At 71.7% G+C, this 22,675-nt stretch carries 23 protein-coding genes; 8 read left to right on the forward strand and 15 right to left on the reverse strand.

All coding sequences use genetic code 11. The annotated features are described in order from the left end of the window. The first annotated feature begins 1 nt into the window (after position 1). The 4 genes from G4G93_RS00860 to mobA all read left to right on the forward strand — a co-directional run bounded on the left by G4G93_RS00860 (position 2) and on the right by mobA (position 3,795). Positions 2 to 1,042 (forward strand): FecCD family ABC transporter permease, encoded by a 1,041-nt coding sequence (locus tag G4G93_RS00860; protein WP_395413609.1) that lies wholly within the window; start codon positions 2 to 4, stop codon positions 1,040 to 1,042. Beyond that, the gene (locus G4G93_RS00865) at positions 1,039 to 1,812 is read left to right on the forward strand and encodes an ABC transporter ATP-binding protein (protein ID WP_165080345.1); all 774 of its coding nucleotides are present in this window, start codon (positions 1,039 to 1,041) and stop codon (positions 1,810 to 1,812) included. Before G4G93_RS00860 ends, G4G93_RS00865 begins: the two co-directional genes overlap by 4 nt. Before the next feature lie 202 nt (positions 1,813 to 2,014). Then, positions 2,015 to 3,160, forward strand: a complete 1,146-nt coding sequence (locus tag G4G93_RS00870; RefSeq protein WP_165080347.1) for an Mrp/NBP35 family ATP-binding protein — start codon at positions 2,015 to 2,017, stop codon at positions 3,158 to 3,160. Further along, positions 3,157 to 3,795, forward strand: coding sequence for a molybdenum cofactor guanylyltransferase MobA (mobA, locus tag G4G93_RS00875; protein ID WP_165080349.1), 639 nt, complete (start codon positions 3,157 to 3,159; stop codon positions 3,793 to 3,795). The genes G4G93_RS00870 and mobA overlap by 4 nt, the downstream gene beginning before the upstream one ends. 224 nt (positions 3,796 to 4,019) lie before the next feature. Here mobA and G4G93_RS00880 read toward each other — a convergent pair whose 3' ends face one another. The 5 genes from G4G93_RS00880 to G4G93_RS00900 are packed head-to-tail and all read right to left on the reverse strand — an operon-like array spanning position 4,020 to position 6,883. After that, positions 4,020 to 4,475, reverse strand: a complete 456-nt coding sequence (locus tag G4G93_RS00880) for a peptidylprolyl isomerase (protein ID WP_165080351.1) — start codon at positions 4,473 to 4,475, stop codon at positions 4,020 to 4,022. Then, a complete protein-coding gene (locus tag G4G93_RS00885) occupies positions 4,472 to 4,936 on the reverse strand; it encodes a hypothetical protein (protein ID WP_165080353.1) in 465 nt (154 codons plus the stop codon). The genes G4G93_RS00880 and G4G93_RS00885 overlap by 4 nt, the downstream gene beginning before the upstream one ends. Positions 4,937 to 4,939: 3 nt before the next feature. Beyond that, positions 4,940 to 5,488 carry a peptidylprolyl isomerase gene (locus tag G4G93_RS00890; RefSeq protein ID WP_165080355.1) on the reverse strand — a complete coding sequence of 183 codons (549 nt, stop codon included), beginning with the start codon at positions 5,486 to 5,488 and terminating at the stop codon, positions 4,940 to 4,942. Positions 5,489 to 5,517: 29 nt separating this feature from the next. After that, positions 5,518 to 6,021, reverse strand: coding sequence for a pantetheine-phosphate adenylyltransferase (gene coaD / locus G4G93_RS00895; RefSeq protein ID WP_165080357.1), 504 nt, complete (start codon positions 6,019 to 6,021; stop codon positions 5,518 to 5,520). Between the two features lie 43 nt (positions 6,022 to 6,064). Next, complete coding sequence (locus G4G93_RS00900) at positions 6,065 to 6,883, reverse strand: phosphodiester glycosidase family protein (protein WP_165080359.1); 819 nt, start codon at positions 6,881 to 6,883, stop codon at positions 6,065 to 6,067. A gap of 145 nt (positions 6,884 to 7,028) precedes the next feature. Here G4G93_RS00900 and G4G93_RS00905 point away from each other — a divergent pair, with 145 nt between their 5' ends. Beyond that, positions 7,029 to 7,547 carry a hypothetical protein gene (locus G4G93_RS00905; RefSeq protein ID WP_165080361.1) on the forward strand — a complete coding sequence of 173 codons (519 nt, stop codon included), beginning with the start codon at positions 7,029 to 7,031 and terminating at the stop codon, positions 7,545 to 7,547. 98 nt (positions 7,548 to 7,645) lie between these two features. Here G4G93_RS00905 and G4G93_RS00910 read toward each other — a convergent pair whose 3' ends face one another. Further along, the gene (locus G4G93_RS00910) at positions 7,646 to 8,065 is read right to left on the reverse strand and encodes a DUF4174 domain-containing protein (RefSeq protein WP_165080363.1); all 420 of its coding nucleotides are present in this window, start codon (positions 8,063 to 8,065) and stop codon (positions 7,646 to 7,648) included. 184 nt (positions 8,066 to 8,249) lie between these two features. Here G4G93_RS00910 and G4G93_RS00915 point away from each other — a divergent pair, with 184 nt between their 5' ends. Beyond that, positions 8,250 to 9,263, forward strand: a complete 1,014-nt coding sequence (locus tag G4G93_RS00915) for an NADP-dependent oxidoreductase (protein ID WP_165080365.1) — start codon at positions 8,250 to 8,252, stop codon at positions 9,261 to 9,263. Between the two features lie 4 nt (positions 9,264 to 9,267). Here the strand turns inward: G4G93_RS00915 and G4G93_RS00920 are convergent, their stop codons facing one another. After that, the gene (locus tag G4G93_RS00920) at positions 9,268 to 10,011 is read right to left on the reverse strand and encodes an RNA methyltransferase (RefSeq protein ID WP_165080367.1); all 744 of its coding nucleotides are present in this window, start codon (positions 10,009 to 10,011) and stop codon (positions 9,268 to 9,270) included. A gap of 290 nt (positions 10,012 to 10,301) precedes the next feature. Here G4G93_RS00920 and G4G93_RS00925 point away from each other — a divergent pair, with 290 nt between their 5' ends. Beyond that, a complete protein-coding gene (locus tag G4G93_RS00925; protein ID WP_165080369.1) occupies positions 10,302 to 11,516 on the forward strand; it encodes an NADP-dependent isocitrate dehydrogenase in 1,215 nt (404 codons plus the stop codon). Positions 11,517 to 11,597: 81 nt separating this feature from the next. Here G4G93_RS00925 and G4G93_RS00930 read toward each other — a convergent pair whose 3' ends face one another. The 5 genes from G4G93_RS00930 to glgX form a co-directional block, all read right to left on the reverse strand. Then, positions 11,598 to 12,254: an intradiol ring-cleavage dioxygenase gene (locus G4G93_RS00930; protein WP_165080371.1), complete on the reverse strand. Its 657-nt coding sequence runs from the start codon at positions 12,252 to 12,254 to the stop codon at positions 11,598 to 11,600. A gap of 34 nt (positions 12,255 to 12,288) precedes the next feature. Further along, positions 12,289 to 13,905, reverse strand: a complete 1,617-nt coding sequence (locus G4G93_RS00935; RefSeq protein WP_165080373.1) for a hybrid sensor histidine kinase/response regulator — start codon at positions 13,903 to 13,905, stop codon at positions 12,289 to 12,291. A 400-nt stretch (positions 13,906 to 14,305) separates the two neighbouring features. Beyond that, positions 14,306 to 16,225: an AI-2E family transporter gene (locus G4G93_RS00940; protein ID WP_165080376.1), complete on the reverse strand. Its 1,920-nt coding sequence runs from the start codon at positions 16,223 to 16,225 to the stop codon at positions 14,306 to 14,308. 103 nt (positions 16,226 to 16,328) lie between these two features. Next, the gene (locus G4G93_RS00945) at positions 16,329 to 16,706 is read right to left on the reverse strand and encodes a response regulator (RefSeq protein WP_165080378.1); all 378 of its coding nucleotides are present in this window, start codon (positions 16,704 to 16,706) and stop codon (positions 16,329 to 16,331) included. Positions 16,707 to 16,865: 159 nt separating this feature from the next. Beyond that, entirely contained in the window at positions 16,866 to 19,145 is a 2,280-nt protein-coding gene (gene glgX / locus G4G93_RS00950; RefSeq protein ID WP_165081298.1) for a glycogen debranching protein GlgX, read from the reverse strand. Positions 19,146 to 19,370: 225 nt separating this feature from the next. Between glgX and G4G93_RS00955 the strand changes: the two genes are divergently transcribed. After that, positions 19,371 to 19,775 carry a CBS domain-containing protein gene (locus tag G4G93_RS00955; protein ID WP_165080380.1) on the forward strand — a complete coding sequence of 135 codons (405 nt, stop codon included), beginning with the start codon at positions 19,371 to 19,373 and terminating at the stop codon, positions 19,773 to 19,775. Here the strand turns inward: G4G93_RS00955 and G4G93_RS00960 are convergent. The 3 genes from G4G93_RS00960 to cobD form a co-directional block, all read right to left on the reverse strand. Next, complete coding sequence (locus G4G93_RS00960; protein ID WP_165080382.1) at positions 19,750 to 20,058, reverse strand: hypothetical protein; 309 nt, start codon at positions 20,056 to 20,058, stop codon at positions 19,750 to 19,752. The two genes, G4G93_RS00955 and G4G93_RS00960, sit on opposite strands and share 26 nt — an antisense overlap. A 198-nt stretch (positions 20,059 to 20,256) precedes the next feature. Then, positions 20,257 to 21,552 (reverse strand): capsule biosynthesis protein, encoded by a 1,296-nt coding sequence (locus G4G93_RS00965; protein WP_165080384.1) that lies wholly within the window; start codon positions 21,550 to 21,552, stop codon positions 20,257 to 20,259. 111 nt (positions 21,553 to 21,663) lie between these two features. Further along, positions 21,664 to 22,671 (reverse strand): threonine-phosphate decarboxylase CobD, encoded by a 1,008-nt coding sequence (gene cobD, locus G4G93_RS00970; RefSeq protein ID WP_165080386.1) that lies wholly within the window; start codon positions 22,669 to 22,671, stop codon positions 21,664 to 21,666. Positions 22,672 to 22,675 lie beyond the last annotated feature (4 nt).

Below are 22,675 nucleotides of genomic sequence, written 5' to 3' on the forward strand. Positions count from 1 at the left end.
CATCGCCCATGCCGTCGCCCTGGCGGGTGCCCGGGCGTTCCGGCTCGGCGGGCCGTGGCTGGCGCTGCTCGCCCTGATGCTCGCCGCCGCCCTCGCCTTCGGGGTCGGGCGCTATCCCGTGTCGCTCCTCGACGTCGCCCGGGTGCTCCTCGGCCGCCTCGCCGGCCACGCGCCGGACGTGGCCCCGGCGGTCGAGGCGGTGGTCTTGCAGATCCGCGGGCCCCGCATCGCGGCGGCGATCCTGGTCGGCGCGGCCCTCTCGGTCGCCGGTACCGCCTTCCAGGGGCTGTTTCGCAATCCCCTGGTCTCGCCCGACATCCTCGGCGCCTCCTCGGGGGCCGCCCTCGGCGCGGTCGTCGGCATCTGGCTGTCCCTCGGGGTGCTGGCGATCGAGGGGCTGGCCTTCGCGGGCGGGCTCGTGGCGGTCGCCTGCGTCTACGCCCTCGGCACCGCCCTGTCGGGACGCGATCCGGTCCTGGTGCTGGTGCTCGCCGGCGTCGTCATCGGCTCCCTCCTCGGCGCCGGGGTCGGGCTGATCAAGTACCTGGCGGACCCCTACAACCAGCTCCCGGCGATGACCTTCTGGCTGCTCGGCAGCCTGTCGGGCACGCACCCCTCCGACCTCCTGCCGCTCGCCGGTCCCGTAATCCTCGGCACCGGTGTCCTGCTCCTCCTGCGCTGGCGCCTCGACGTCCTGTCCCTGCCGGACGAGGAGGCGCGCGCGCTCGGCCTCGCCACCGGGCCTCTGCGGGTCGCCGTCGTGGCGGCCGCGACCCTGGTCACGGCGGCGAGCGTCGCGACGGCCGGCATCGTCGGCTGGGTCGGGCTGGTGGTGCCGCATCTCGCCCGCTTCCTCGTCGGCCCCGGCTTCGGCCGGCTGATCCCGACCGCGGCGCTCCTCGGCGCCGGGACGCTGCTCACCATCGACACGCTCGCCCGCATAGTGGCACCGGTCGAGGTGCCGCTCGGCATCCTCACCGCCTTCGTCGGCACGCCGGTCTTCCTGTGGCTGCTCGCCCGGGCGGAGCGGGACTGGTCGTGACCCTGCTTCAAGCCGACCGCCTCGCCTTCGGCTATCCGGGCCGCGAGATCGGGCGCGATCTCTCGATGCAGCTTGCGGCCGGCGAGGCCCTGGCGCTGCTGGGACCGAATGGCGGCGGCAAGACCACCTTGCTCAAGACCCTGCTCGGCCTGCTGCCCGCCTTGCGCGGCACGGTCCGGGTCGAGGGGCGTCCGCTCGGCGATCTCACCGCGCGGGAGCGCGCGCAGGCGATGGCCTACGTCCCGCAGGCGGCTGCTGGCGCCTTCGCGTTCACGGCGCGGGCCGTGGTGCTGATGGGGCGCACCAGCCGTACCGGCCTCCTCTCCGCCCCCTCCCGGGCCGACCACGCGGCGGCGGACGCGGCGCTCGCCCGGATGGGCATCGCCCACCTCGCCGAGCGGCCGGTGACGCGGCTGTCCGGCGGCGAGCGCCAATTGGTGCTGGTCGCCCGGGCGCTGGCGCAGGAGCCCCGCATCGTGGTCCTCGACGAGCCGACCGCCAGCCTCGATTTCGGCAACCAGGGCCGGGTGATGGCGGAGATCCTGCGCCTGCGCGCCGACGGCCTCGGCCTCCTCTTCACCACCCACGACCCCAACCAGGCCGCCCGCTACGCCGACCGGGCGCTGCTCCTGCGCGGCGGCTCGACCCTCGCCGCCGGGCCGGTGGCGGAGGTGCTGGACGCCGCCAGCTTGAGCCGGCTCTACGGCGCGCCGGTCGAGGAGGTGCGGGATCCGGAGAGCGGGGCACGGGCCTTCCTGCCGGGCGGGTGAGCGTCTTCGCGACTTACCCCGACGGACCTGACGACCCCGTGGCCGTCATGTCCGTCGATGCGAGTCGCGCAGGCTCCGACGTTTCCGCAGAAGCCTCCATCCACGCCCCCCACCGATGGCCGCTCCCGCCGCGCTGGCGTTTCCCGGCGCAGGGGTTACATGACGCGGGACGGACACGAGTGGCGGACAGGAGCGAGGCGACGTGGCGATCACCCGGGACGACGTGCTGAAGGCGCTCGCGGGCGTGACGGTCGATGCGGCGGGGACCAGCCTGCCGGCCTCCGGCCGCCTGTCGGAGATCGTTATCGACCCCGCGGGCCGGGTGGTGTTCTCGATCGGCATCGCGCCGCCGGAGGCCAAGGCCTTCGAGGCGGTGCGGCAGGCGGCCGAGATCGCCGTCCTGAAGCTCCCCGGCGTCAAGGCGGCGCTGGCGAGCCTCACCGCCGAGCGCGGCCCAAGCTCGGGATCGAGTGCCGGCCCGGCGCCCCGCCCCGCCGCCCCCGGCGGCGCCCCCCAAGGCGGTCCTCGCCCCGGCCCGGCCCTGCCGGGGGTGCGCCACATCGTGGCGGTAGCCTCGGGCAAGGGCGGCGTCGGCAAGTCGACCACCGCCTGCAACCTCGCCCTTGCGCTGCGCGCGCAGGGGCTGAAGGTCGGGCTCCTCGACGCCGACATCTACGGCCCCTCGGTCCCGAAGCTGTTCGGTATCGACCGCAAGCCGGAGACGATCAACACGCCGCAGGGCCAGCGCATCGTGCCGCTCAACGGCTACGGCATCCCCGTGATGTCGATCGGCTTCCTGATCTCCGCCGACACGGCGATGATCTGGCGCGGCCCGATGGTGCAATCGGCTCTGACCCAGCTCCTGCGCGAGGTCGCCTGGGGCGAGCTCGACGTGCTGATCGTCGACATGCCCCCCGGCACCGGCGACGCGCAGCTGACGCTGGCCCAGGCCACGCCGCTCGCCGGCGCGGTGATCGTCTCGACGCCGCAGGACCTCGCGCTCATCGACGCCCGCCGCGCCGCGACGATGTTCCGCCGGGTCGAGGTGCCGATCCTCGGCGTGGTCGAGAACATGGCGACCTTCGTCTGCCCGCATTGCGGCGGCACCTCGCACATCTTCGGCCATGGCGGCGCCCGCCACGAGGCCGAGACGATGAGCGTGCCGTTCCTGGGCGAGGTGCCGCTCAACATGACGATCCGCGAATCCTCGGATGCCGGCCGTCCCGTCGTCGCGGTCGATCCCGACGGGCCGCAGGCCGCCGCCTACCGGACGATCGCCGCCGCGCTCTGGGCCAATCTCAGCGGCGGCGCCGGCCCGCGCCCGGCGCCCCGGATCGTGATCGAGTGAAGACCCCCCCGACCCTCGGGGTGATCCTGGCCGGCGGGCTCTCCCGCCGGATGGGCGGCGGTGACAAGCCGCTGCTCCGCCTCGGCGACAGGACCCTGCTCGAACGGGTCGCCGAGCGTCTGCGACCGCAATGCTCCGCCGGGCTGATCCTCAACGCCAACGGCGATGCGGGCCGGTTCCGTGCCTTCACGGGTTTCGTGGTGCCGGATTCGGTGCCCGATGCGCCCGGGCCGCTCGCCGGCGTGCTCGCCGCCCTCGATTTCTGCGCCGCGCATCACCCGGACGTGGGTTACGTCGCGAGCGTGGCCGGCGACACGCCGTTCCTGCCGCACGACTTCGTCGCCCGGCTGCACGCGGCACGCGCCCGCGACGGCGTCGAGATGGCGGTCGCGGCCTCGGGCGGGCAGCTGCATTTCGTGAACGGCGTCTGGGCGGTGTCCCTGCGCCACGACCTGCGGACGGCTCTCGTCGAGCGGGGCCTGAGGCGGGTGGGGATGTGGATCGCCCGGCACAATGCCGCGGAGGCGGCGTGGGAGACGGAGCCGGTGGACCCGTTCCTGAACCTCAATACGCCGGAGGATTTTTTTGCGGCGGAAAGGCTGGTGGCGGACGAGGGGCGCTCCGCGATCCAGTGAGACGCAAGCTCAACCCTCCCCCCTCTGCGGGGGAGGGTGCCCGGCGGAGCCGGGCGGGAGAGGGGACGCCGCTTCCGGAAATGACTGAACCGTTCCGAAGAGCGCCACCTGGTTCAGCGCCGCGCTGCCCCGCTCCCGGCCTGCTCCGCAGGCAACCCTCCCCCGCAGAGGGGGGAGGGTTCCCGCGCTTATCTCGGCAGACGGCAGTCCGCCGAATTAAAAGGTCACGCCTCGACGCGCATCGTCTTGATCGTGTCGGGATCGCGCACGGGCTCGCCGCGCTTGATCTGGTCGATCACCTCCATGCCCTCGACCACCTTGCCCCACACGGTGTACTGCTTGTCGAGGAAGCGGGCGTCGGAAAAGCAGATGAAGAACTGCGAGTTGGCCGAGTGCGGGAAGTTGGTGCGGGCCATCGAGCAGGTGCCGCGCACGTGCGGCTCGGCGTTGAACTCGGCCTTCAGGTCCGGCAGCTCGGAGCCGCCGGTGCCGGTGCCCGTCGGGTCGCCGGTCTGGGCCATGAAGCCGTCGATCACGCGGTGGAACGGCACGCCGTCGTAGAAGCCCTGCCCCGAGAGGGTCTTGATCCGCTCGACGTGGTTGGGGGCGAGGTCGGGGCGCAGCTCGATGACCACGCGGCCCTTGCTGGTCTCCATCACGAGTCGGTTGCTGTCGGTCATGGTCGGTCTCCTTGATTCGGACCAGGGTAGACGAAACGCAGGGCGATGGGACGCCCCGCGACGGCGCCGCCGAGCCCCGCCGTCAGCCGCGCCGGGGTGCAGCGGGCGAGCGACGCCAGGGTCTCGGCGACGAGCGCGTCCCGCCGCCGGGGCGGAACGCGCGTGAAGGTGATCCGCGGCTGGCCCTGAAGGCTACCGTCGCGCCGCAGCGCGAAGCGCACGGTGATCGCGGCGGCCCCGAGATCGGCCGGCAGACGCCAGCAGGCGGCGAGCCGGGGATAGAGGTCGGCCAGGGTGTCGGCGGGTCCCTCGGGCGTCGTCGCCACCGGCACCCGGACGGTCGCCCGCAGGGTCGTCGGCAGCGAGAGCACCGAGGGGTTGTCGTAGACGTCGAACTGCGCGGCGGCGGGCGAGGCCGAGAGAGCCAGCGCGAGGCCGGCGCGGATCAGCCCGCCGCGCAAGGCTTACTGGCCGTCCTGCGCCAGGCTCATCCGGACGATCTTGTCCGGGCTCTGCACGGTGCCGTTCTGGGCGGACGAGCCCTTCTTGATCTTGTCGACCACGTCCATGCCCGAGGTCACCTCGCCCACCACCGTGTACTGGTTGTTGAGGAACGGGGCGTCGCCGAAGCAGATGAAGAACTGCGAATTGGCCGAGTTCGGGTCCTGCGAGCGGGCCATGCCGACGGTGCCGCGCTTGAACGGCACCTTGGAGAACTCCGCCGGGATGTTCGGCAGGTCGGACTTGCCCATGCCGGTGCCGGTCGGGTCGCCGGTCTGGGCCATGAAGCCGTCGATGACGCGGTGGAAGACGATGCCGTTGTAGAAGCCGCGCTTCGTCAGCGTCTTGATCTGCTGGACGTGCTTGGGCGCGAGGTCGGGGCGCAGCTGGATGGTGATGCGGCCGTCCTTGGTGTCGAGATAGACGGTGTTCTGGTCGGGCGCGGCACTCGCCGGGGCGGCGAAATTGAGAGCGGCGACGGACAGCACCAGGGCTGCGAGCCAGCGGATCATGGAAAACTCCTGGGTGAAAGACGGCCGCGTCAGGCGGACGGGGCGAAGCGGGCGCTCAGGCGGTCGGCCACCGCCGCGGGCACGAAGGGCCGCACGTCGCCGCCCATGGCGGCGATCTGGCGGACCAGGGTGGCGGTGATCGGCCGCACGCCGGTCGAGGCCGGCAGGAACACGGTCTGCACCTCCGGCGCCATGGCGCCGTTCATGCCGGCGAGCTGCATCTCGTAATCGAGATCGGTGCCGTCCCGCAAACCGCGGATGAACAGGCCGGCGCCATGCCGGCGCGCCGCCGCCACCGCCAGGTCGGCGAAGGTAACGACCTCGAGGCTCGTCCCGGTCTCGGCGGCGAGCGGCCCGCAGGTGGCCCGGATCAGCTCCGCCCGCTCCTCGGCGGAGAAGAGCGGGGTCTTGCCCGGATGCACGCCGATCGCCACCACGAGGCGGCCGACCAGGCGGCAGGCCTGGCGCACCACGTCGAGATGGCCGTTGGTCACCGGGTCGAAGGAGCCGGCATAGAGCGCGGTGCGGTTCATCGTGGTCCCCCTAGAGCATTTTCGGGCTCGACGGAACCGCCCGTCATTTCGTGCGGTCTCCCCGGGTCACGGCCCCGACCAGCGGCCCGAGGGGCCGGCTCAGGTCCTGGCGCCCCAGGGACGGGGCGTAGAGGCTCGACACGCTGCCGTCGAGGAACAGCGCGTTGGGGCAGCCGAGGTCGTCGCGAAACAGCCGCGCGAAGGCCCCGAAGCTCACCGGCGCCTCCGAGATCGCGAACACGGCCGTGTGCCCGTCCGGCCGCACGCCGACGCCGTTGCGGATCTTCTGCGAGGGCCCGTCCTCGGAGATCTTGGGGTGGATGCGGTTGTTGATCACCAGCATCGGGCCGGACTGGGTGGCGAACTCGGCCCGCGGACGGACCTTCAGGTAGCGGCCGGTCTCGACCACGCCGGCCCGGTCGCCGGCGACGTAGAATACGCCGTTGGGCTTCATGTGGAAGTTGCCCGGGCCGTTGGCGGTGTTGGCGGCCTTCAGCTCGCGCCCGTCCTCGACGTAGAGGCCCACCGGGGCCAGGCCGGTATCGTACATCCCGGCATTCATCGCGAAGGCCAGTTTTTCGCCCTGCTGGCCGGCGAGCCGCGACAGCGAGCCGTAGGGCAGCCCGTCGGGACCGCGCCAGAACAGCTTCACCCGGGCGCGCCGCAGGTCGACGGTGCAGACGGCGTAGGCCTGGCCCTCGTGGCTCTGCGGCCGGCAGGCGGCCCCTGGAACAGAGGATGGAGCGGAGGCAGGGGCAGGGCCGGGCGCCGCAGGGGCAGGGCCGGCCGCGAGCCACGCGAGGCCCGCCCCGAGCAGCAACGCCACGATCCGCCCGGTCCGTCCCGCCTTCGGTTCCACCATGTGCCTCTCCGCCCTTCGCTCACCCGACCGGCCTTCGGGGTATCGGTATAGGGCGATCGTGACGTTTTGCAGCACGAACCAACCTTCGCGCTGCGACGTTCTGAGGGCCTGGGGGTTCACGCTTCTTCGATCAGGAGATCGGATCATGAAAGGCATGTTGGCGGCGTCGGCGGCCCTGGCGGGCGCGCTGCTGGTTGTGCCGGCCACCGCCGAGGCGCGCGGCTTCGGCGGCGGCGGTTTCCATGGCGGCGGCGGCTTCGGCGGCTTCCACGGCGGCGGATTCCGGGGCGGCTTCGGCGGCGGCGGGTTCGGCCGGGGTTTCGGCGGCTATCGCGGGGTCGGGTTCGGCGGCTACCGCGGCGGCTTCGGCGGGTATCGCGGCGTGGGCTTCGGCGGGTGGCGCGGCGGTTACGGCGGCTGGCGCGGGGGCTACGGCTATCGCCGCGGTTACGGCTGGGGCGCGGCGGGCCTCGGGCTCGGTCTGGGCCTCGGCCTCGCGGCGGCCTCGACCTACCCGTATTACGGCGGCTACGGCTACGGCTACGCCCCGGTCGGCTATTACGGCGGCTACGATTACGGCTACGGCGGCGGCTGCTACGAGGTGCCCCGCGTGCGCTGGACGCCCTGGGGCTACCGTCGCGTCCTCGTGACCCGCTGCTACTGAGTCCGCGGACAGGTCCCGCACCCGGAAGAGGACCGCCCGGTGGGGCGGCCCTCTTTTTCGGCGAATCTTGACTCTCGGCGGGATTTTCGGTCGGCCGGTCAGTTCCGCCGCCCCGCGGCCTCCTCGCGCCGCATCGGCATGGCGTCGATGGTCGAGAACAGACGCTCCGCCGGGATCGGCTCGGCGGCGTCGAGCTTCGCCCCGCCATCCTTGCCGACCAGTACCGCCCGGAAACCCGTCGCCGGCAGGCCGAGGCGGCGGCGCAGAGCGGTGGCCTCCCTCCCCTGCCCGATCGCCCGCACCACCACGAGGTCGCGCTCGCGCATCCCGCGCCCGGCCGCCGCGGCGATCTCCTCCTGCGCCGCGGCGCGGGGATCCCCGGCCTCGGCCGCGATCACCAGCACCCGGGACTTCCAGCGGTAGCGGTCGAGGCCCATGCCGGCCGCCGCCGGTACCGACATGGCGAGCAGGAGGGCGCCGGCCAGGGGAGCGCCGGCAAGGAGCGAGGACGGGAGCATGCCGAATCCTTGGTCGCGAAGCGCCGCGGACGGGCCGTCCGGCGGCTGCCCGTCGAGGTAAAGCTCTCACACGCCGCCGCCAGCGCGACGTTGACGCGCGGGGCCTCCCGTCCCAAGTGCGGCGTGAGCCGGGCGCGGCCGCGATCGCTCCGCCCTTCGAAGATCCCTGCAGGGAGGTCCCCGCATGTCCGACGTGAACCGCCGCATCGTCCTGGCGTCCCGGCCCCACGGCGAACCGACACCGGCCCATTTCCGCGTCGAGCGCGGGACGGTGCCGGTCGCCAAGGACGGCGAGGTGCTGCTGCGCAACCGCTACCTCTCCATCGATCCCTACATGCGCGGCCGGATGAGCGCGGCGAAATCCTACGCCAAGCCGGTCGAGATCAACGACGTGATGGTCGGCGGCACGGTGTCGGAGGTGGTGGCCTCGCACCATCCGGGCTTCTCGGTCGGCGATCTGGTCCTGGCTTATGGCGGCTGGCAGGATTTCGCCGTGTCGAACGGCCAGGGCCTGCGCAAGCTCGACCCCTCCGCGGCCCCCGTCACCACGGCGCTCGGCGTGCTCGGCATGCCGGGCATGACCGCCTATACCGGCCTCCTCACCATCGGGGCGCCGAAACCCGGCGAGACCGTGGTGGTCGCCGCCGCCACCGGCCCGGTCGGCTCGCTCGTCGGCCAGATCGCCAAGCTTAAAGGGGCCCGCACGGTGGGCATCGCCGGCGGGGCCGACAAGTGCCGCCACCTCACCGAAGACCTCGGCTTCGACGTGGCGGTCGATCACCGCTCCGGCGACCTGCCGGCGGCGCTGGCGGCGGCCTGCCCGAACGGCATCGATGTCTATTTCGAGAATGTCGGCGGCGCGGTGTTCGACGCGGTGCTGCCGCTCCTCAACGACTTCGCCCGCATCCCGGTCTGCGGCCTCGTCGCCAACTACAACATGACCGAGCTTCCCCCCGGGCCCGACCGGGTGCCGGCCCTGATGCGCGCGGTCCTGAGCAAGCGCCTTACCTTCCGCGGCTTCATCGTCTCCGACTTCGCCGAGCAGGGACCGGCCTTCCTCACGGAGGTCGGCCAGTGGCTGCGCGAGGGCAAGATCCGCTACCGCGAGGACGTGGTCGAGGGGCTGGAGAGCGCGCCCGAGGCCTTCATCGGCCTGCTCAAGGGCCGCAATTTCGGGAAACTGGTGGTGAAGCTGTAAGGCTTCACTCCTCCGGGGGGCGCCGCGCCAGCGCCCGCAGCGCCCCCCGGAAGGTGCGCACGTCCTGCTCGGTCATCGCCATGCGGTGGAACATGTCGCGCATGTTGCGGATCATCCCGTCGCGCTTCGCCGGCGGGTAGTAGCCGGCGGCGTCGAGGTCGGCCTCCAGGCTCTCGAACAGCGAGATCAGGGCTTCCCGCGGTGCCGGGCCCGAGCGCATCGCGCCGGCGAAGGGCAGCACCGCCCGGCCCGCCGCCCGCCGCCACTCGTAGCCCATGAGGAGCACGCTCTGGGCGAGGTTGAGCGAGGCGTGGTCCGGATCGACCGGGAAGGTGACGATGGCATCCGCCAGCGAGACCTCGTCGTTCGACAGCCCGACCCGCTCGCGCCCGAACAGGATGCCGACCCGCTCCCCCGCGGCGAGCCGCCCGGCCGCCTCCGCCATGCCCTCGTCGGGCCCGAGGACCCGCTTCATCTGCCCGCGCTCCCGCGCCGTGGTGGCGAGTACGTAATGCAGGTCGGCCATGGCTTCGGCAACGGTCGGGAAGATCGTCGCGCCGTCGAGGACGTGGGTGGCGTTCGAGGCCGTCTCGCGCACCCCCTTCATCGGCCAGCCGCCCTTCGGGTTGACGATGCGCAGGGCGTCGAGCCCGAAATTTCCCATGGCGCGGGCGGTCATGCCGATATTCTCGGCGAGTTGCGGCTCGACCAGGATGATGACGGGGCGGGGCGGCGGGGCGTCGGTCATGGGGCGTCAGTCGGCGGGACGGGATGGCCGGGACATAAGGCCTCGTGCCGCTCTCGCGAAGGGGGTTGCGCCACCCGGGAACCCATCGGCCTCGATCGGCGTTTTCTTCACGGACCTCCTTACCGCCCCGGCGCCCCCGCGCCGGGGCTTTTTTCGTGACAGCCTTGAAAAACCATTCCGTCCCGGCGCTTCCCCCTGTTTGTGCAGCGCGCTATGACCGCGCCACGGCCGGCCGCGCGCCTCACGCGGGCATGGGGGCGGCCCCCGGATCACGGAAGGCTGGATCAGACATGGCGAAGATCAAGGTGGCGAACCCCGTCGTCGAGCTCGACGGCGACGAGATGACCCGGATCATCTGGCAGTCCATCAAGGACAAGCTGATCCATCCCTACCTCGACGTTCCGCTGGAATACTACGATCTCGGGGTCGAGCACCGCGACGCCACCAACGACAAGGTGACGATCGAGGCCGCCGAGGCGATCAAGAAGCACGGCGTCGGCGTGAAGTGCGCCACCATCACGCCGGACGAGGCCCGGGTGAAGGAGTTCAACCTCAAGGAGATGTGGAAGTCGCCGAACGGCACGATCCGCAACATCCTCGGCGGCGTGATCTTCCGCGAGCCGATCATCTGCAAGAACGTGCCGCGCCTGGTGCCGGGCTGGACCCAGCCGATCGTGGTGGGCCGCCACGCCTATGGCGACCAGTACCGCGCCACCGACTTCAAGGTGCCGGGCAAGGGCCGCCTCACCGTCAAGTTCGAGGGCGAGGACGGCACCGTCATCGAGCGCGAGGTGTTCAAGTTCCCGGGCGCCGGCGTCGCCCTGTCGATGTACAACCTCGACGACTCGATCCGCGACTTCGCCCGCGCCTCGATGAATTACGGCCTCGCCCGCAAGTTCCCGGTCTACCTCTCGACCAAGAACACCATCCTCAAGGCCTATGACGGCCGGTTCAAGGACATCTTCGAGGAGGTGTACGAGGCCGAGTTCAAGTCGCGGTTCCAGTCGGCCGGCATCACCTACGAGCACCGCCTGATCGACGACATGGTCGCCTCGGCCCTGAAGTGGTCCGGCGGCTACGTCTGGGCGTGCAAGAACTACGACGGCGACGTGCAGTCCGACACCGTGGCGCAGGGCTTCGGCTCGCTCGGCCTGATGACCTCGGTGCTGCTCACCCCCGACGGCCAGACCGTCGAGGCCGAGGCCGCCCACGGCACGGTGACCCGGCACTACCGCGAGCACCAGAAGGGCAAGGAGACCTCGACCAACTCGATCGCGTCGATCTTCGCCTGGACCCGCGGCCTGTCGCACCGCGCCAAGCTCGATTCCAACGCCGATCTCGCCAAGTTCGCCGAGACCCTGGAGAAGGTCTGCGTCGACACCGTCGAGTCCGGCTTCATGACCAAGGACCTCGCCCTCCTGGTCGGCCCCGACCAGAAGTGGCTCTCGACCACCGGCTTCCTCGACAAGATCGACGAGAACCTGAAGGTCGCCATGAAGGCGTGAGGCCGAGAGGGCGGCCGGATCACGGCCGCCCCGAGCCTTGCCGATTCGGCGCCCCGCGGCCGGTGACGCCGCGGGGCGCCCTCACGCTCCCTTCACCACCAGCGTCAGCGCCGCCTCGTAGCCCTCGCCCACCGGGCGCAGGGCCGCGATGCCGCGGCCCTCGGGATCGTCCTGGCGCAGGAGGACGTCGCGGGCATTGCCGATCCGGCCGCGCCGGGGGCGGTCCGCATAGGCGGGTCCGCCATAGACCGCCTCGCTCACCGCGTCGGGAAAGTAGATCTGGCCCGTGAGTGCCGTCCGGCCGCCCAGGATCACCTTCACGTGCAGGTGGGGCGTGCGGCCCGGATACCAGCCCGGATAGATCGTCCGGAAGGCCGCGCGGCCGGCGCGGTCGGCGACCTGGGTGCCGCGCAGGAACGTCCGTCCGACCGTCGACGTGCCCCGGTCGCCCTGGTCGGGATAGCCCGAGTAGCGCCCCCGCGCATCCGCGTGCCAGAGATCGACCCGAGCCTCCGGCAGGGCGACGCAATCCCGCAGGGTCACGACCTGCAGGTTCACCACGAGCGGCGTGCCGTCGCGGTCCTCGCGGATATCCGACCGCAGCAGGCGGGGATCGAGGTAGAACGGGCCCTCCACCGCCTGCGGGGTCAGGAGGCAGGTCCCTTGCGCCGGCCGGGGTGCCAGGAGGCCGGCGGCGAGGGTGCCGAGCATCACGCGGCGCGTCGGGCGGTCCGGCATCGGCTCCCTCCTGTCTCTCCCGGGCGGGTGCCGGTCAGGTCACCCCGGTCGGCCCGTCCAGCACCGCGCGCACCCGGCGCGCCAGCTCCATCCGCCGGTAGGGCTTGTTGATGATCTCGAACTCGGTGCCGCCGGCATCGGTGCGTTCCAGGGAGGCTTCGGCGTAGCCGGTGGTGAGCAGCACCTTGAGCCGGGGCTGGCGGCGGCGCGCCTCGCGGGCCAGCATCACGCCGTTCATGCCGCCGGGCATGATCAGGTCTGAGAACAGGAGGTCGACCTTGTCGCCGCCGTCGAGGAGTTCGAGAGCCTGCCGGCCGTCGGTGGCGAGCAGCGTGGTGTAGCCGAAATCGCGCAGGATCGCCCGGGCGAGCTCGGCGACGTCGCGGCGGTCGTCGACGACCAGGATCGTCTCGGTGCCGGCGCGCTGGTCGGCGCGCTGGCCGGGACCGGGGGCCGGGCGCTCGTCGCTGTCGCTCATCGGGAAGTAGAGCCGCACGGTGGTGCCGTGGCCGGCCCGGGACTCGATCACGACGGTGCCGCCGGATTGCCGGGCGAAGCCGTACACCATGGCGAGGCCCAGCCCCGTGCCGCGCCCCTCCTCCTTGGTGGTGAAGAACGGCTCCATTACCCGGGCCAGGATCTCCGGCGGCATGCCGTTGCCGGTATCCGTCACCGAGACCGAGACGTAGCGGCCGGCCTGCGGCAGTCCCGAGGGCAGCTCGTCGGCGGTGAAGGCGTGGTTCTCGGTTCGCAAGGACACCCGGCCCCCGCCCGGCATCGCGTCGCGGGCGTTGATCAGGATGTTGAGGAGCGCGACCTCGGTCTGGGTCGGATCGAGGCGGGCGTTCCACAGGCCCTCGGTCAGCTGCGCCTCGACGGTGATCCCGTCGCCGAGGGTGCGGCCGGCGAGGTCGCGCATGCCCTCGACCAGGTTGTTGAGGTTCACCGCCCGTCCATCGAGGCGCTGCTTGCGGGCGAAGGCGAGCAGCTGCTGCGTCAGGGTGGTGGCGCGCTCGGCGGCGTTGCGGATGTTCTCGACCGCCCGCATCATCCGGCGCGGATCGGTCGCCGGATCCTCGAGCCCGGATTGCAGGATGTCGACGTAGCCGACCACCACCTGCAGCAGGTTGTTGAAGTCGTGCGCGATGCCGCCGGTGAGCTGGCCGAGCGCCTCCATCTTCTGCGACTGGCGCAGGGCCTCCTCGGCGTCGCGCCGGCGCGACACGTCCAGCTGCGAGCCGAAGAAATACACCAGCTCGCCGTTCGGGTCGTAGACCGGCGAGATGAACAGCGCGTTCCAGAAGGTCGAGCCGTTCTTGCGGTAGTTCAGGATCTCGGTGGCGATCTCCTCGCGCGCGGCGATGGCGCGGCGTACCTCCGCCACCGTCTCGCGGTCGGTCTCGGGCCCCTGCAGGAAGCGGCAGTTGCGGCCGACCAGCTCCTCGGGCGCGTAGCCGGTCATGGCCCGGAAGGCCTGGTTGGCGAAGATGATCGGGTTGTCCGGCTGGCGCGGATCGGTGACGATCATCGGCATCCGCGTCATCTCGACGGCGGCGAAGAAGATGTCGCTGTGGTGGTCCGAGACGTCGGTCGGCACATCCGCCACGGTCGGGCGGGTTCCCAGTTCGGTCGGCGTTCGCTTCACACTCATCGTCGCTCCGGTGGCCGCCCGGCAGGATCCCGCGCCCGCACGGGATCCTACACTCGGCGTTCATGCACAACGATGAATGTCGCCGATTGTAACCGCGACCGGGCGTCGCTCCGGAGACCGGAATAGAGCAGGCGACGCAAGGTTGCAATCGCCGTCGATGCGACGGCTACGGATCGGAGGCCGCCGCCGGGCCCGGAAACCGCCGCCGAGACTGGGTTTACTTGGCTGATTTCCGGGAATGGACTTCGCATCGGCGGCCCGTCGGCCGGCAGGTACGGCCGCTTTGTCCGGCCCATGCTCTCACGGAGACATCCTCATCCACCCGATGCTTGGCGTCCGCAGCCGGCGTCCCGGCGCGCCGGATGCCGACCCGGCCGGGCCCCGCGCTTCCGGATGGCGGTCAGGCCGCCCGGCGCGGCGCCTCGCGGGTCTCGCTCGCGCCCGACAGCGTCAGGGCGGCGTCGAGGGCGTCGGTGATGGTGGTGACCAGGATGTCGGCCGAGGTCGCCCGGCGCAGGCGGTCGCGGCCGGCCGGGTCGCGCTCGCGCCACACCGCCACCATCACCCGCACGCCCGGGATCGCCCGGCGGGCGAGGCGCGCGGCGAGGCGGATATGGGAGGTGCTGATCGGCTCGATATAGGACAGGCAGACCAGGGCGACGCCCTCCATGTCCGGCCGCTCGCCCTTGGCGAGGGCGTCCTGGGAGACGGTGCGGGCGTGGAGGCCGTGGCGCCCGAGCACCTGCGCCAGCATCCCGGCGGCCGCCGCATCGAACGGCCCGCGGGACGCCACCACCAGCACCGGGGCCGGCCCGCGCCAGGCCGGGGCCAGGTCCTCCTTGCGGCGCACGATGGCGGTCGAGGCCCGGTCCGGCCCGAGCGCCGCCACCGCCGCCTCGGTCTCGGCGCTGCGGACGGTCGACGCCTTCTTGCGGACCGGCATCGAGCCCAGCGTCGCCACCACGCTCTCGATCGCCTGCCCCACCGCCTGCTGGCGGTCCGCTTCCAGCGCGCCGCTCGCCCGGTCGTTCTGGGCGAGCCGCAGGCCGCCGAGGGCGATCTCGTCGTAATAGGTGGCGAGCGCGCGCTCCTTGAGCACCTGGCGCGCCTTGTCGATCGCCTCCATGGGATCGCCCGCCAGCATGCGCTGGTAGAAGATCTCCGAGGGCGCCAGCGCCGGCCGGTCGCCGAGCATCACGTCGAGGAAGCCGAGGCGCTCGACATGGCGCCCGAGCACCACCAGGCAGACGGTGATCGGGGTGGCGAGCACCAGCCCGACCGGCCCCCACAGGAAGGTCCAGAGCGTCGCGGCGAGGATGACCGCCACCGGCGACAGGCCGGTCGAGTGGCCGTAGAGCAGCGGCTCGATGACGTGGCCGGCGATCGGCTCGACGACCGCGAACAGCACCACGGTGGCGATCAGCATCGACCAGCCCGGATCGACCGCCGCCGCGACCAGGAGCGGGAACGCCATGCCGATCACCGCGCCGATATAGGGCACGAAGCGCAGGATCCCGGCGAGGACGCCCCACAGGATCGGGCTCGGCACGCCGATCAGCCACAGGCCCAGAGCCACCACCACCCCGAAGGCGAGGTTGAGCCCGGCCTGGGCGAGGAAGAACCGCGAGAGGCGCGCCACCGCGTCGTCCATCGCCGCCGTGGTGGCGCGCAGGTCGCCGGAGCCGGCCAGGCGGATGGCGCGGTTGCGCAGGTCCTCGCGCTGGGCGAGGAAGAACAGGGTGAAGAGCAGGATCAGCCCGACGGTGGCGAGCGGGTGCAGCACCGGCGCCACCACGCTGCCGAGGGTCGAGAGCAGGCCGGCCTTCGGCTCGCGCACCTCGACCAGCATCGGCTTCTCGACATCGGCCGGACCGCCCCGGGGCTTGGCCGCCTCCGGCGGCTGCAGGTCCTGGCTGAGGTCCTGCACCGCCTGGAACAGGCGCTCCAGGGTGGCGCCGCCGCCGGCCTGGGCGCGCAAGGCCCCGATCTTCTCGCGCATCGTCACGGTGTAGCGCGGCAGGTCGGAGGCGAGCTGCGACGCCTCGTTGGCGATCATGAGGCCGATGCCGCCGAGCGCCCCGAAGGTCGCCAGCACCACGACCAGCACCGCGAGCGAGCGCGGCAGGCGCCGGCGCTGCAGGCCCCGCACCGCCGGGGCGAGGACGAAGCTGAGCAGCACCGCGAGGGTGATCGGCATCAGGACGTCCCGTCCGAGGGACAGGATCGCCCCGATGGCGAGGACCAGCAGGCAGGTGGCCAGCGCCGTGAAGACCGGCATCGCATCGCGCAGGCGGCGCGCCGTCACGGGATCGTCGATCATCGGCCTCTCGTCTCAGTGTGCCTTCGCGTCGGTCGCCGCGAAGGAGTCCGGTGCATCGGCGTCGACGCCCGTTCGGGCTCCGCCGGCATCGCGTGCCGCGCTCTCAAGGCGCGGGCGGCGTGCCGAGGGCGGCGCCGATCTGGGTCAGGAGCTTCGAGAAATCGACCGGCTTCGGATGGTAGTCGTCGCAGCCGGCCTGGATCACCTTCTCGCGGTCGCCCGACATGGCGTGGGCGGTGAGCGCGATGATGGGGATCCGGGCCGTCTCCGCATCCGATTTCAGGGCGCGGGCCGCCGACCAGCCGTCGAGCACCGGCAGGTTCATGTCGAGCAGGATGATGTCGGGCCGGCTGGTGCGGGCCTTCATCACGCCCTCCTCGCCGTCATGGGCGAGCACCACCTCGTAGCCCCGCCGCTTGAGCCGCCGGGAGAGGAAATCCCAGATTTCCTCGTGGTCCTCGACGAGAAGGATCTTTGCCACCGCCCCCACTCCACGCTCGCACGGCACTCCCGGGCGGCCGGTCCGGCCGCCCCTCGCACCGCGCATCATCGAAAGGCCCCGATCCACGCCCCCACCGCTGACGCAGTGGCGGGCGCGAGTCTCCGGGCTCAGCTCAAAGTGGGCAGGCCCGCCCGATTGTCACCCCTCATGCGGCAGCCCGAACGCCACGCACTCGGATTCCGCCCGCTCGAAGGCCTGGATCACGTACTGGTAGGAGCGCCAGGTCTCGCTCGCATGATCGACGTCGGTCGGGCGCAGCACGAACATCAGCATCGAGCGGCCGGTCACCGCGTAGGTGTCGCCGACGGCGAGCCGGGCGAGGTCCTGGGTGTCGGGCAGGTTGGTGTCGAGCACCCGCATCCAGGCATCGCCCCCCACCACCTCCGGCAGGGTGAACTCCACCACGTCGTGATAGGCGTTGAACAGCAGCATCAGGGTCGCCTCGCCCCCGCGCCGGTGGATGCCGCTCGACTGGGCGCGCCCGTCGAGGACGACGGTGAGCGAGCGGGCGCCGCCGTCGTTCCAGTTCTCCGGATTCATCTCGGTCCCGGAGGGCGTGAGCCAGCTCACGTCCTTGACGCCGAGATCGGCGTCGAAGGCGCCGGTGAGGAACCGCCCGCGGCTCAGCATCGGCAGCGACTTGCGCAGGATCAGGAGGCGCTGGGTGAACTCGGCGAGGTCCCGCTCCTCCTCGCCGATCGCCGCCCAGTCGATCCAGGAGATCTCGTTGTCCTGGCAATAGGCGTTGTTGTTGCCCTTCTGGGTGCGGGCGAACTCGTCGCCGGCGAGCAGCATCGGCGTGCCGCGCGACAGGAGCAGCGTGGCGAGCAGGTTGCGCATCTGGCGCATCCGCACGGCGCGGATCTCGGGATCGTCGGTCGGGCCTTCCGCCCCGTAATTGTAGGACAGGTTGTGCGAGTGGCCGTCGCGATTGTCCTCGCCGTTCGCCGCGTTGTGCTTCTCGTTGTACGAGACGGTATCGGCGAGGGTGAAGCCGTCATGCGCGGTGATGAAGTTCACCGAGGCCCAGGGGCGCCGGCCGCGCTTGTTGAACTTGTCGGCCGAGCCGGTGAGGCGGGAGGCGAGCGCCGGGAGCAGGCCCTCGTCGCCCTTCCAGTAGCCGCGCACCTCGTCCCGGAAGCGGTCGTTCCATTCGGCCCAGCCGGGCGGGAAGCCGCCGACCTGATAGCCGCCCGGGCCGCAATCCCACGGCTCCGCGATCAGCTTGACCGAGGACAGGACCGGGTCCTGGCGACAGGAATCGAGGAAGCCGCCGCCCTCGTCGAAGCCGTAGGGCTCGCGGCCGAGGATCGTCGCCAGATCGAAGCGGAAGCCGTCGACCCGCATCTCGGTCGCCCAGTAGCGCAACGAATCCGTCACCATCTGCAGCACCCGCGGATGCGAGAGGTTGACGGTGTTCCCCGTCCCGGTGTCGTTGATGTAGTAGCGCTTCTGGTCCGGCAGCAGCCGGTAGTACGAGGCGTTGTCGATGCCCTTGAACGACAGGGTCGGGCCCTTCTCGTTGCCCTCGGCGGTGTGGTTGTAGACCACGTCGAGGATCACCTCGAGGCCGGCCCCGTGCATCCGGGCCACCATCTCCTTGAACTCCGAGAAGGCGAAGTCCGGCACGGCGGCGTAGCGGCGGGCGGGGGCGAAGAACGAGAGGGTGTTGTACCCCCAGTAATTCACCAGGTCCTTCTCGAGCAGGTAGCTGTCGTTGACGAAGGAATGGACCGGCAGGAGCTCGACCGAGGTGACGCCGAGGCTGCGGATATAGGCCAGCACCTCAGGGGTGCCGAGGCCCGCATAGGTGCCGCGCAGACGCTCGGGCACCGCCGGGTGCAGCTTGGTGAAGCCCTTGACGTGGGTCTCGTAGAAGACGGTCTTGTCCCACGGCACGTTCGGCTTCTGGTCGCGGCCCCAGGTGAAGGCCGGGTCGATCACCCGGCACTTGCGGGTGAAGGGCGCGCTGTCGCGGGTGTCGAAGGTGGTGTCGTCGCCGCTCTCCATCACGTAGCCGAACAAGGCCGGGTTCCAGGTGACGGAGCCGACCAGCGCCTTGGCGTAGGGGTCGAGGAGCAGCTTGTTCGGGTTGAAGCGGTGGCCGGCCTCCGGCTCGTAGGGGCCGTGGACGCGGTAGCCGTAGATCGTGCCGGGACGGGCGTCGGGCAGGTAGCCGTGCCAGACCTCGTCGGTGTATTCGGGCAGCTCGATCCGCTCGATCTCGGTCTCGCCGGAATCGTCGAACAGGCACAGCTCGACCTTGGTGGCGTGGGCGGAGAACAGCGCGAAGTTGACGCCGAGGCCGTCCCAGGTGGCGCCGAGCGGGAAGGGCTGGCCCTCGCTGATGCGCGAGGCGCGCCGGGCGAGAGGCGAGGCCGCCGGGGTCTCCGGGGCGGGCTTGGACGTGAGTTCCATGTTCATGGGGGCGTTCGACGATCCCGGAGGCGAGAAGCCTGACTGTGGGCTGAACGCGCCGGCCCTCGCCCAAGCTCCCGCGCCGCCGTCAAAATTTCAGGCTCGTGCGTTTCGTGCGGGAATTCGGCAACGGTCCGGAGCCGCTTGCCGCCGTCGCGGGTTGCGCAAGGGCCGCGAGGCGCGGGGATACAGGGGGACAGGATGGGTGCGACGGTCGCGGACGTGATGAGCCGAGACGTGGAGTTCATCGCCGGCGAGGCCGCGGTGCAGGAGGCCGCGGTGCTGATGGGCGAACTCGACGTCGGCGCCCTGCCGGTCGGCACGCCGGACGCCCTCGACGGCGTCGTCACCGACCGCGACATACTCTACCGGGTCGTCGCCCAGGGGCTCGATCCGCGCGGGGTCCGGGTGAGCGAGGTGCTGTCGCGCCCGGTCGTGTCCTGCGCCGAGACCGATCCCGTCCGCACCGCCCTCGACCTGATGGCCGCCCACCACGTCCGGCGCCTGCCGGTGCGGGACGCGGGCGGGCGCGTCATCGGCTGGGTCACCCTGGCGGACCTGTCCCGGGCGCTGCTGCTCGGCGGCGACGCGCTCCAGACCTCGCTCAAGCGTCTGACGGAGGAGGCGTGACCGCCTCGCCGTTCGCCGCGGCGGCGTTGGCCGCCGCGTTGGCGCGCTCGGCCGCCAGGATCGTCTGGCGGGCGAGGTAGCGGGTGACCAGGGCCTCGACGTCGCGGATCGTCTCCTCGACGAGGTGGGCCTGGAGCAGGGCGCGGGGATCCTCCGGCGGCAGGTTCTCGCGCTCCTGGAGCCGGCGCATGGCTTGCTTGACCACCTGGTAGACCGCCTCGCGCTCCTCGCGGCTCATCGCCGGGGAGACCGCCCGGGCGACCAGGTCGGTGAAATCGGACATCGGTGTGACGCTCGTCCTCGATGGCACGGGCGCCCGTGCGGCGCCCGGATCCGCTTCTTCGCACGGCCCGCGCCGGGACCGAAGGCCCGGACGCGGCTGGCCCCATTATACCAGTGCGCCTCGCCATCGACACGTCGCGGGCGAGGCGTTCGGCGCAGGCGGTGCCTTCGAACGAGTTCGTCCGCAAGGCAGCGCGGTTCACATGTTGTGGTCCTTGATGCCGGCGACGAGCAGGGTGCTGCAGCCCCAGATCACCAGGAAGGCGAAGAAGGCCACGAACAGGGCGTGCCCGCGCATCGGCACGGTGGAGAGTTCGGGACGGGTCGGCGGCACGAAGACCGCGAGGTAGACGTGCTGGCGGTTCGCCGCCACCCGGGCGCGGTCGAGCATCATGGTGGCGGAGTCGTTCAGCTTCTCGGCGATGGTGCGCTCGACCATCAGCCCCTCGTATTCGAGGATCGCCTCCGAGGCGTTCTTGCCGCCGACCGCCACCCCGTCGCTGGTCAGCGTGTCCTCGAGCTGCTTGATCTGCTGGTTGGTCGCGTTGAGGCTCGCCACGATGGTCTGGATCGAGCGCGACTTCTCGTCGAGGCCGGAGCCTCGCAGCACCTGGAGGTCGTTCTCGGACTTGATCTTGTCCTTGCGCAACGACAGCAGGGTGGTCATCGTCGCCTCGGCCGACTTCGCCGGATCGATGATGCCCCAGCGGTTGCGGAACTCGCGCAGGGCGGCATGGGCCTTGCGCAGCCGCGTCTCGCTCGCCGCCAGGTCGTCCTTGCTGTGCCGGAGCATGTCCTGCTGCGCCCGGGACGAGATCGTATTGATCAGCCCTTCGGCGTGGGAGACGACGTGGCGCGCGATCGCCAAGGCGTCGTCCGGCGTGAAGGCCTGCACCGTCAGGGTCAGCACGCCCGAGACCAGGTCGATATGGACCTGGACGCGCTTGCGCCAGTACTTCAGCAGGTCCTCGATCGGCTTGTCGCCGGAATAGCGCGCCCAGAAATCGCCCTCGTCGCGGGTGTACATCCGGACGATGTCGAGCTCCTTCTGGGCGCTCTCGACCATCGGCTGGCTCTGGATGTATTCCTGGATGATGTAACTGTCCTGGCTGTTGTTCTTCTGGATCAGCGAGGAGAACTCACCCAGCGCAACGTTACCCATCGGCTCGACCTCGCCGCGGACGGCGAATCGGGACTCGACCACGTACTGGTCGGCGGCGAAGACGAACAGGTAGATCCCGACGACCGCCGTCGGCAGCAGCACGAAGATGCCGATGTTGCGCAGGAGCCGGGACAGGACCCGGTTCTGGGTGCCGGCGGCGGGCAGGAGCGGCATCCGGCTCCAGCGCAGCGGGTTGAGCAGGGCCGGCAGCCGGCTCCCGGGGGAAATCGGCTCGACCGTCTCGGCATTGCGGCGCAGCTCGGGCACGGTGCGCCGCGCGAACGCGATCATGCTGCCGAGCCTGTCTCGCCGTTTGACCTCGTCCGCGTCCATTTTCGCTTGATTCCCCGTGCCGGCGCCAGCCGGCGTCGCGACCTCGACGGCCGATCGTCGATTGCTTCGGTTTTCGGCCTTTTTAATGGCGCCCCCTCCGGCGGGGGGGCCTCACCGCCCTCCGAGGACCGCCGCGAGACGGGCCCAGGCCTCCGCGTCCGGGGGCAGCCCGAAGCGCAGGCGCGTCGGCGCGGCCTCGAACCGGCGCACGAAGATCCCGGCCCGTCCCAGCCGCCCGAACAGGCCGGGGGCGTCGGAAAAGTCGGCGGTGCGGAACAGCCGCGTGCCGCCGACGATCCGGCCGCCGGCCGCCGCGATCAGGGCGTCGAGCCGCGCCGCGTCGCGGCCCCGCGCGACGGCCGCCTCCCGCCGCCAGGCCTCGTCCGAGAGCGCGCGGCGCCCGATCGCGATCGCCGGCCCCGACACCGCCCAGGGCCCGAGCGCCCGGCGAAGGCGGCCGATCAGCGGCGCATCCGCCACCGCGAAGCCGAGCCTCAGGCCCGCGAGACCGTAGGTCTTGCCGAAGGAACGCAGCACCAGGCAGCCCGGGGGCGGCGCCGCGCACAGGCTCTCGACGGGTTCGAGATCGGCGAAGGCCTCGTCGACGACGAGCCAGCCGCCGCGCCCGGCGAGCCCGGCCGCGACCGCTTCGAGGTCGCGCCGCGCCGCGACCCGCCCGTCCGGGTTGTTCGGGGTGACCACCACCATCACGTCGGCCTCGCCGGCGAGGTCCGGCACGGTCGTCACGGCGTGCCCGGCCCGGGCCCAGGCGGCGGCGTGCTCGGCATAGGTGGGACCGACCACCGCGACCCGGCCGGCCGGCCGCAGCCGCGGGATCAGGTCGATCAGCGCCTGGGTGCCGGGGGCGGCGACGACGTGCTCCGGCCGCGCGCCATAGGCCCGCGCCGCCGCGTCCGCGAGGGCGGCGAGGTCGGACGCGGCCGGCAGCCGCGTGAAGGCGCTGGCCTCGAGGGCCGGCCACGGATAGGGGATCGGGTTGATCCCCGTCGACAGGTCGATCCAGGGCTCGGGGGCCTGCGGGAAGTGCCGGGCCGCCTCGCCGAGGTCGCCCCCGTGCCGGATCGCTCCGTCCTGCCCCTCGCTCGCGATTCCATCCACGCCC

Source organism: Methylobacterium sp. DB0501, assembly GCF_011043735.1.
In the GTDB taxonomy this organism is placed as follows: Bacteria; Pseudomonadota; Alphaproteobacteria; order Rhizobiales; family Beijerinckiaceae; genus Methylobacterium; species Methylobacterium alsaeris.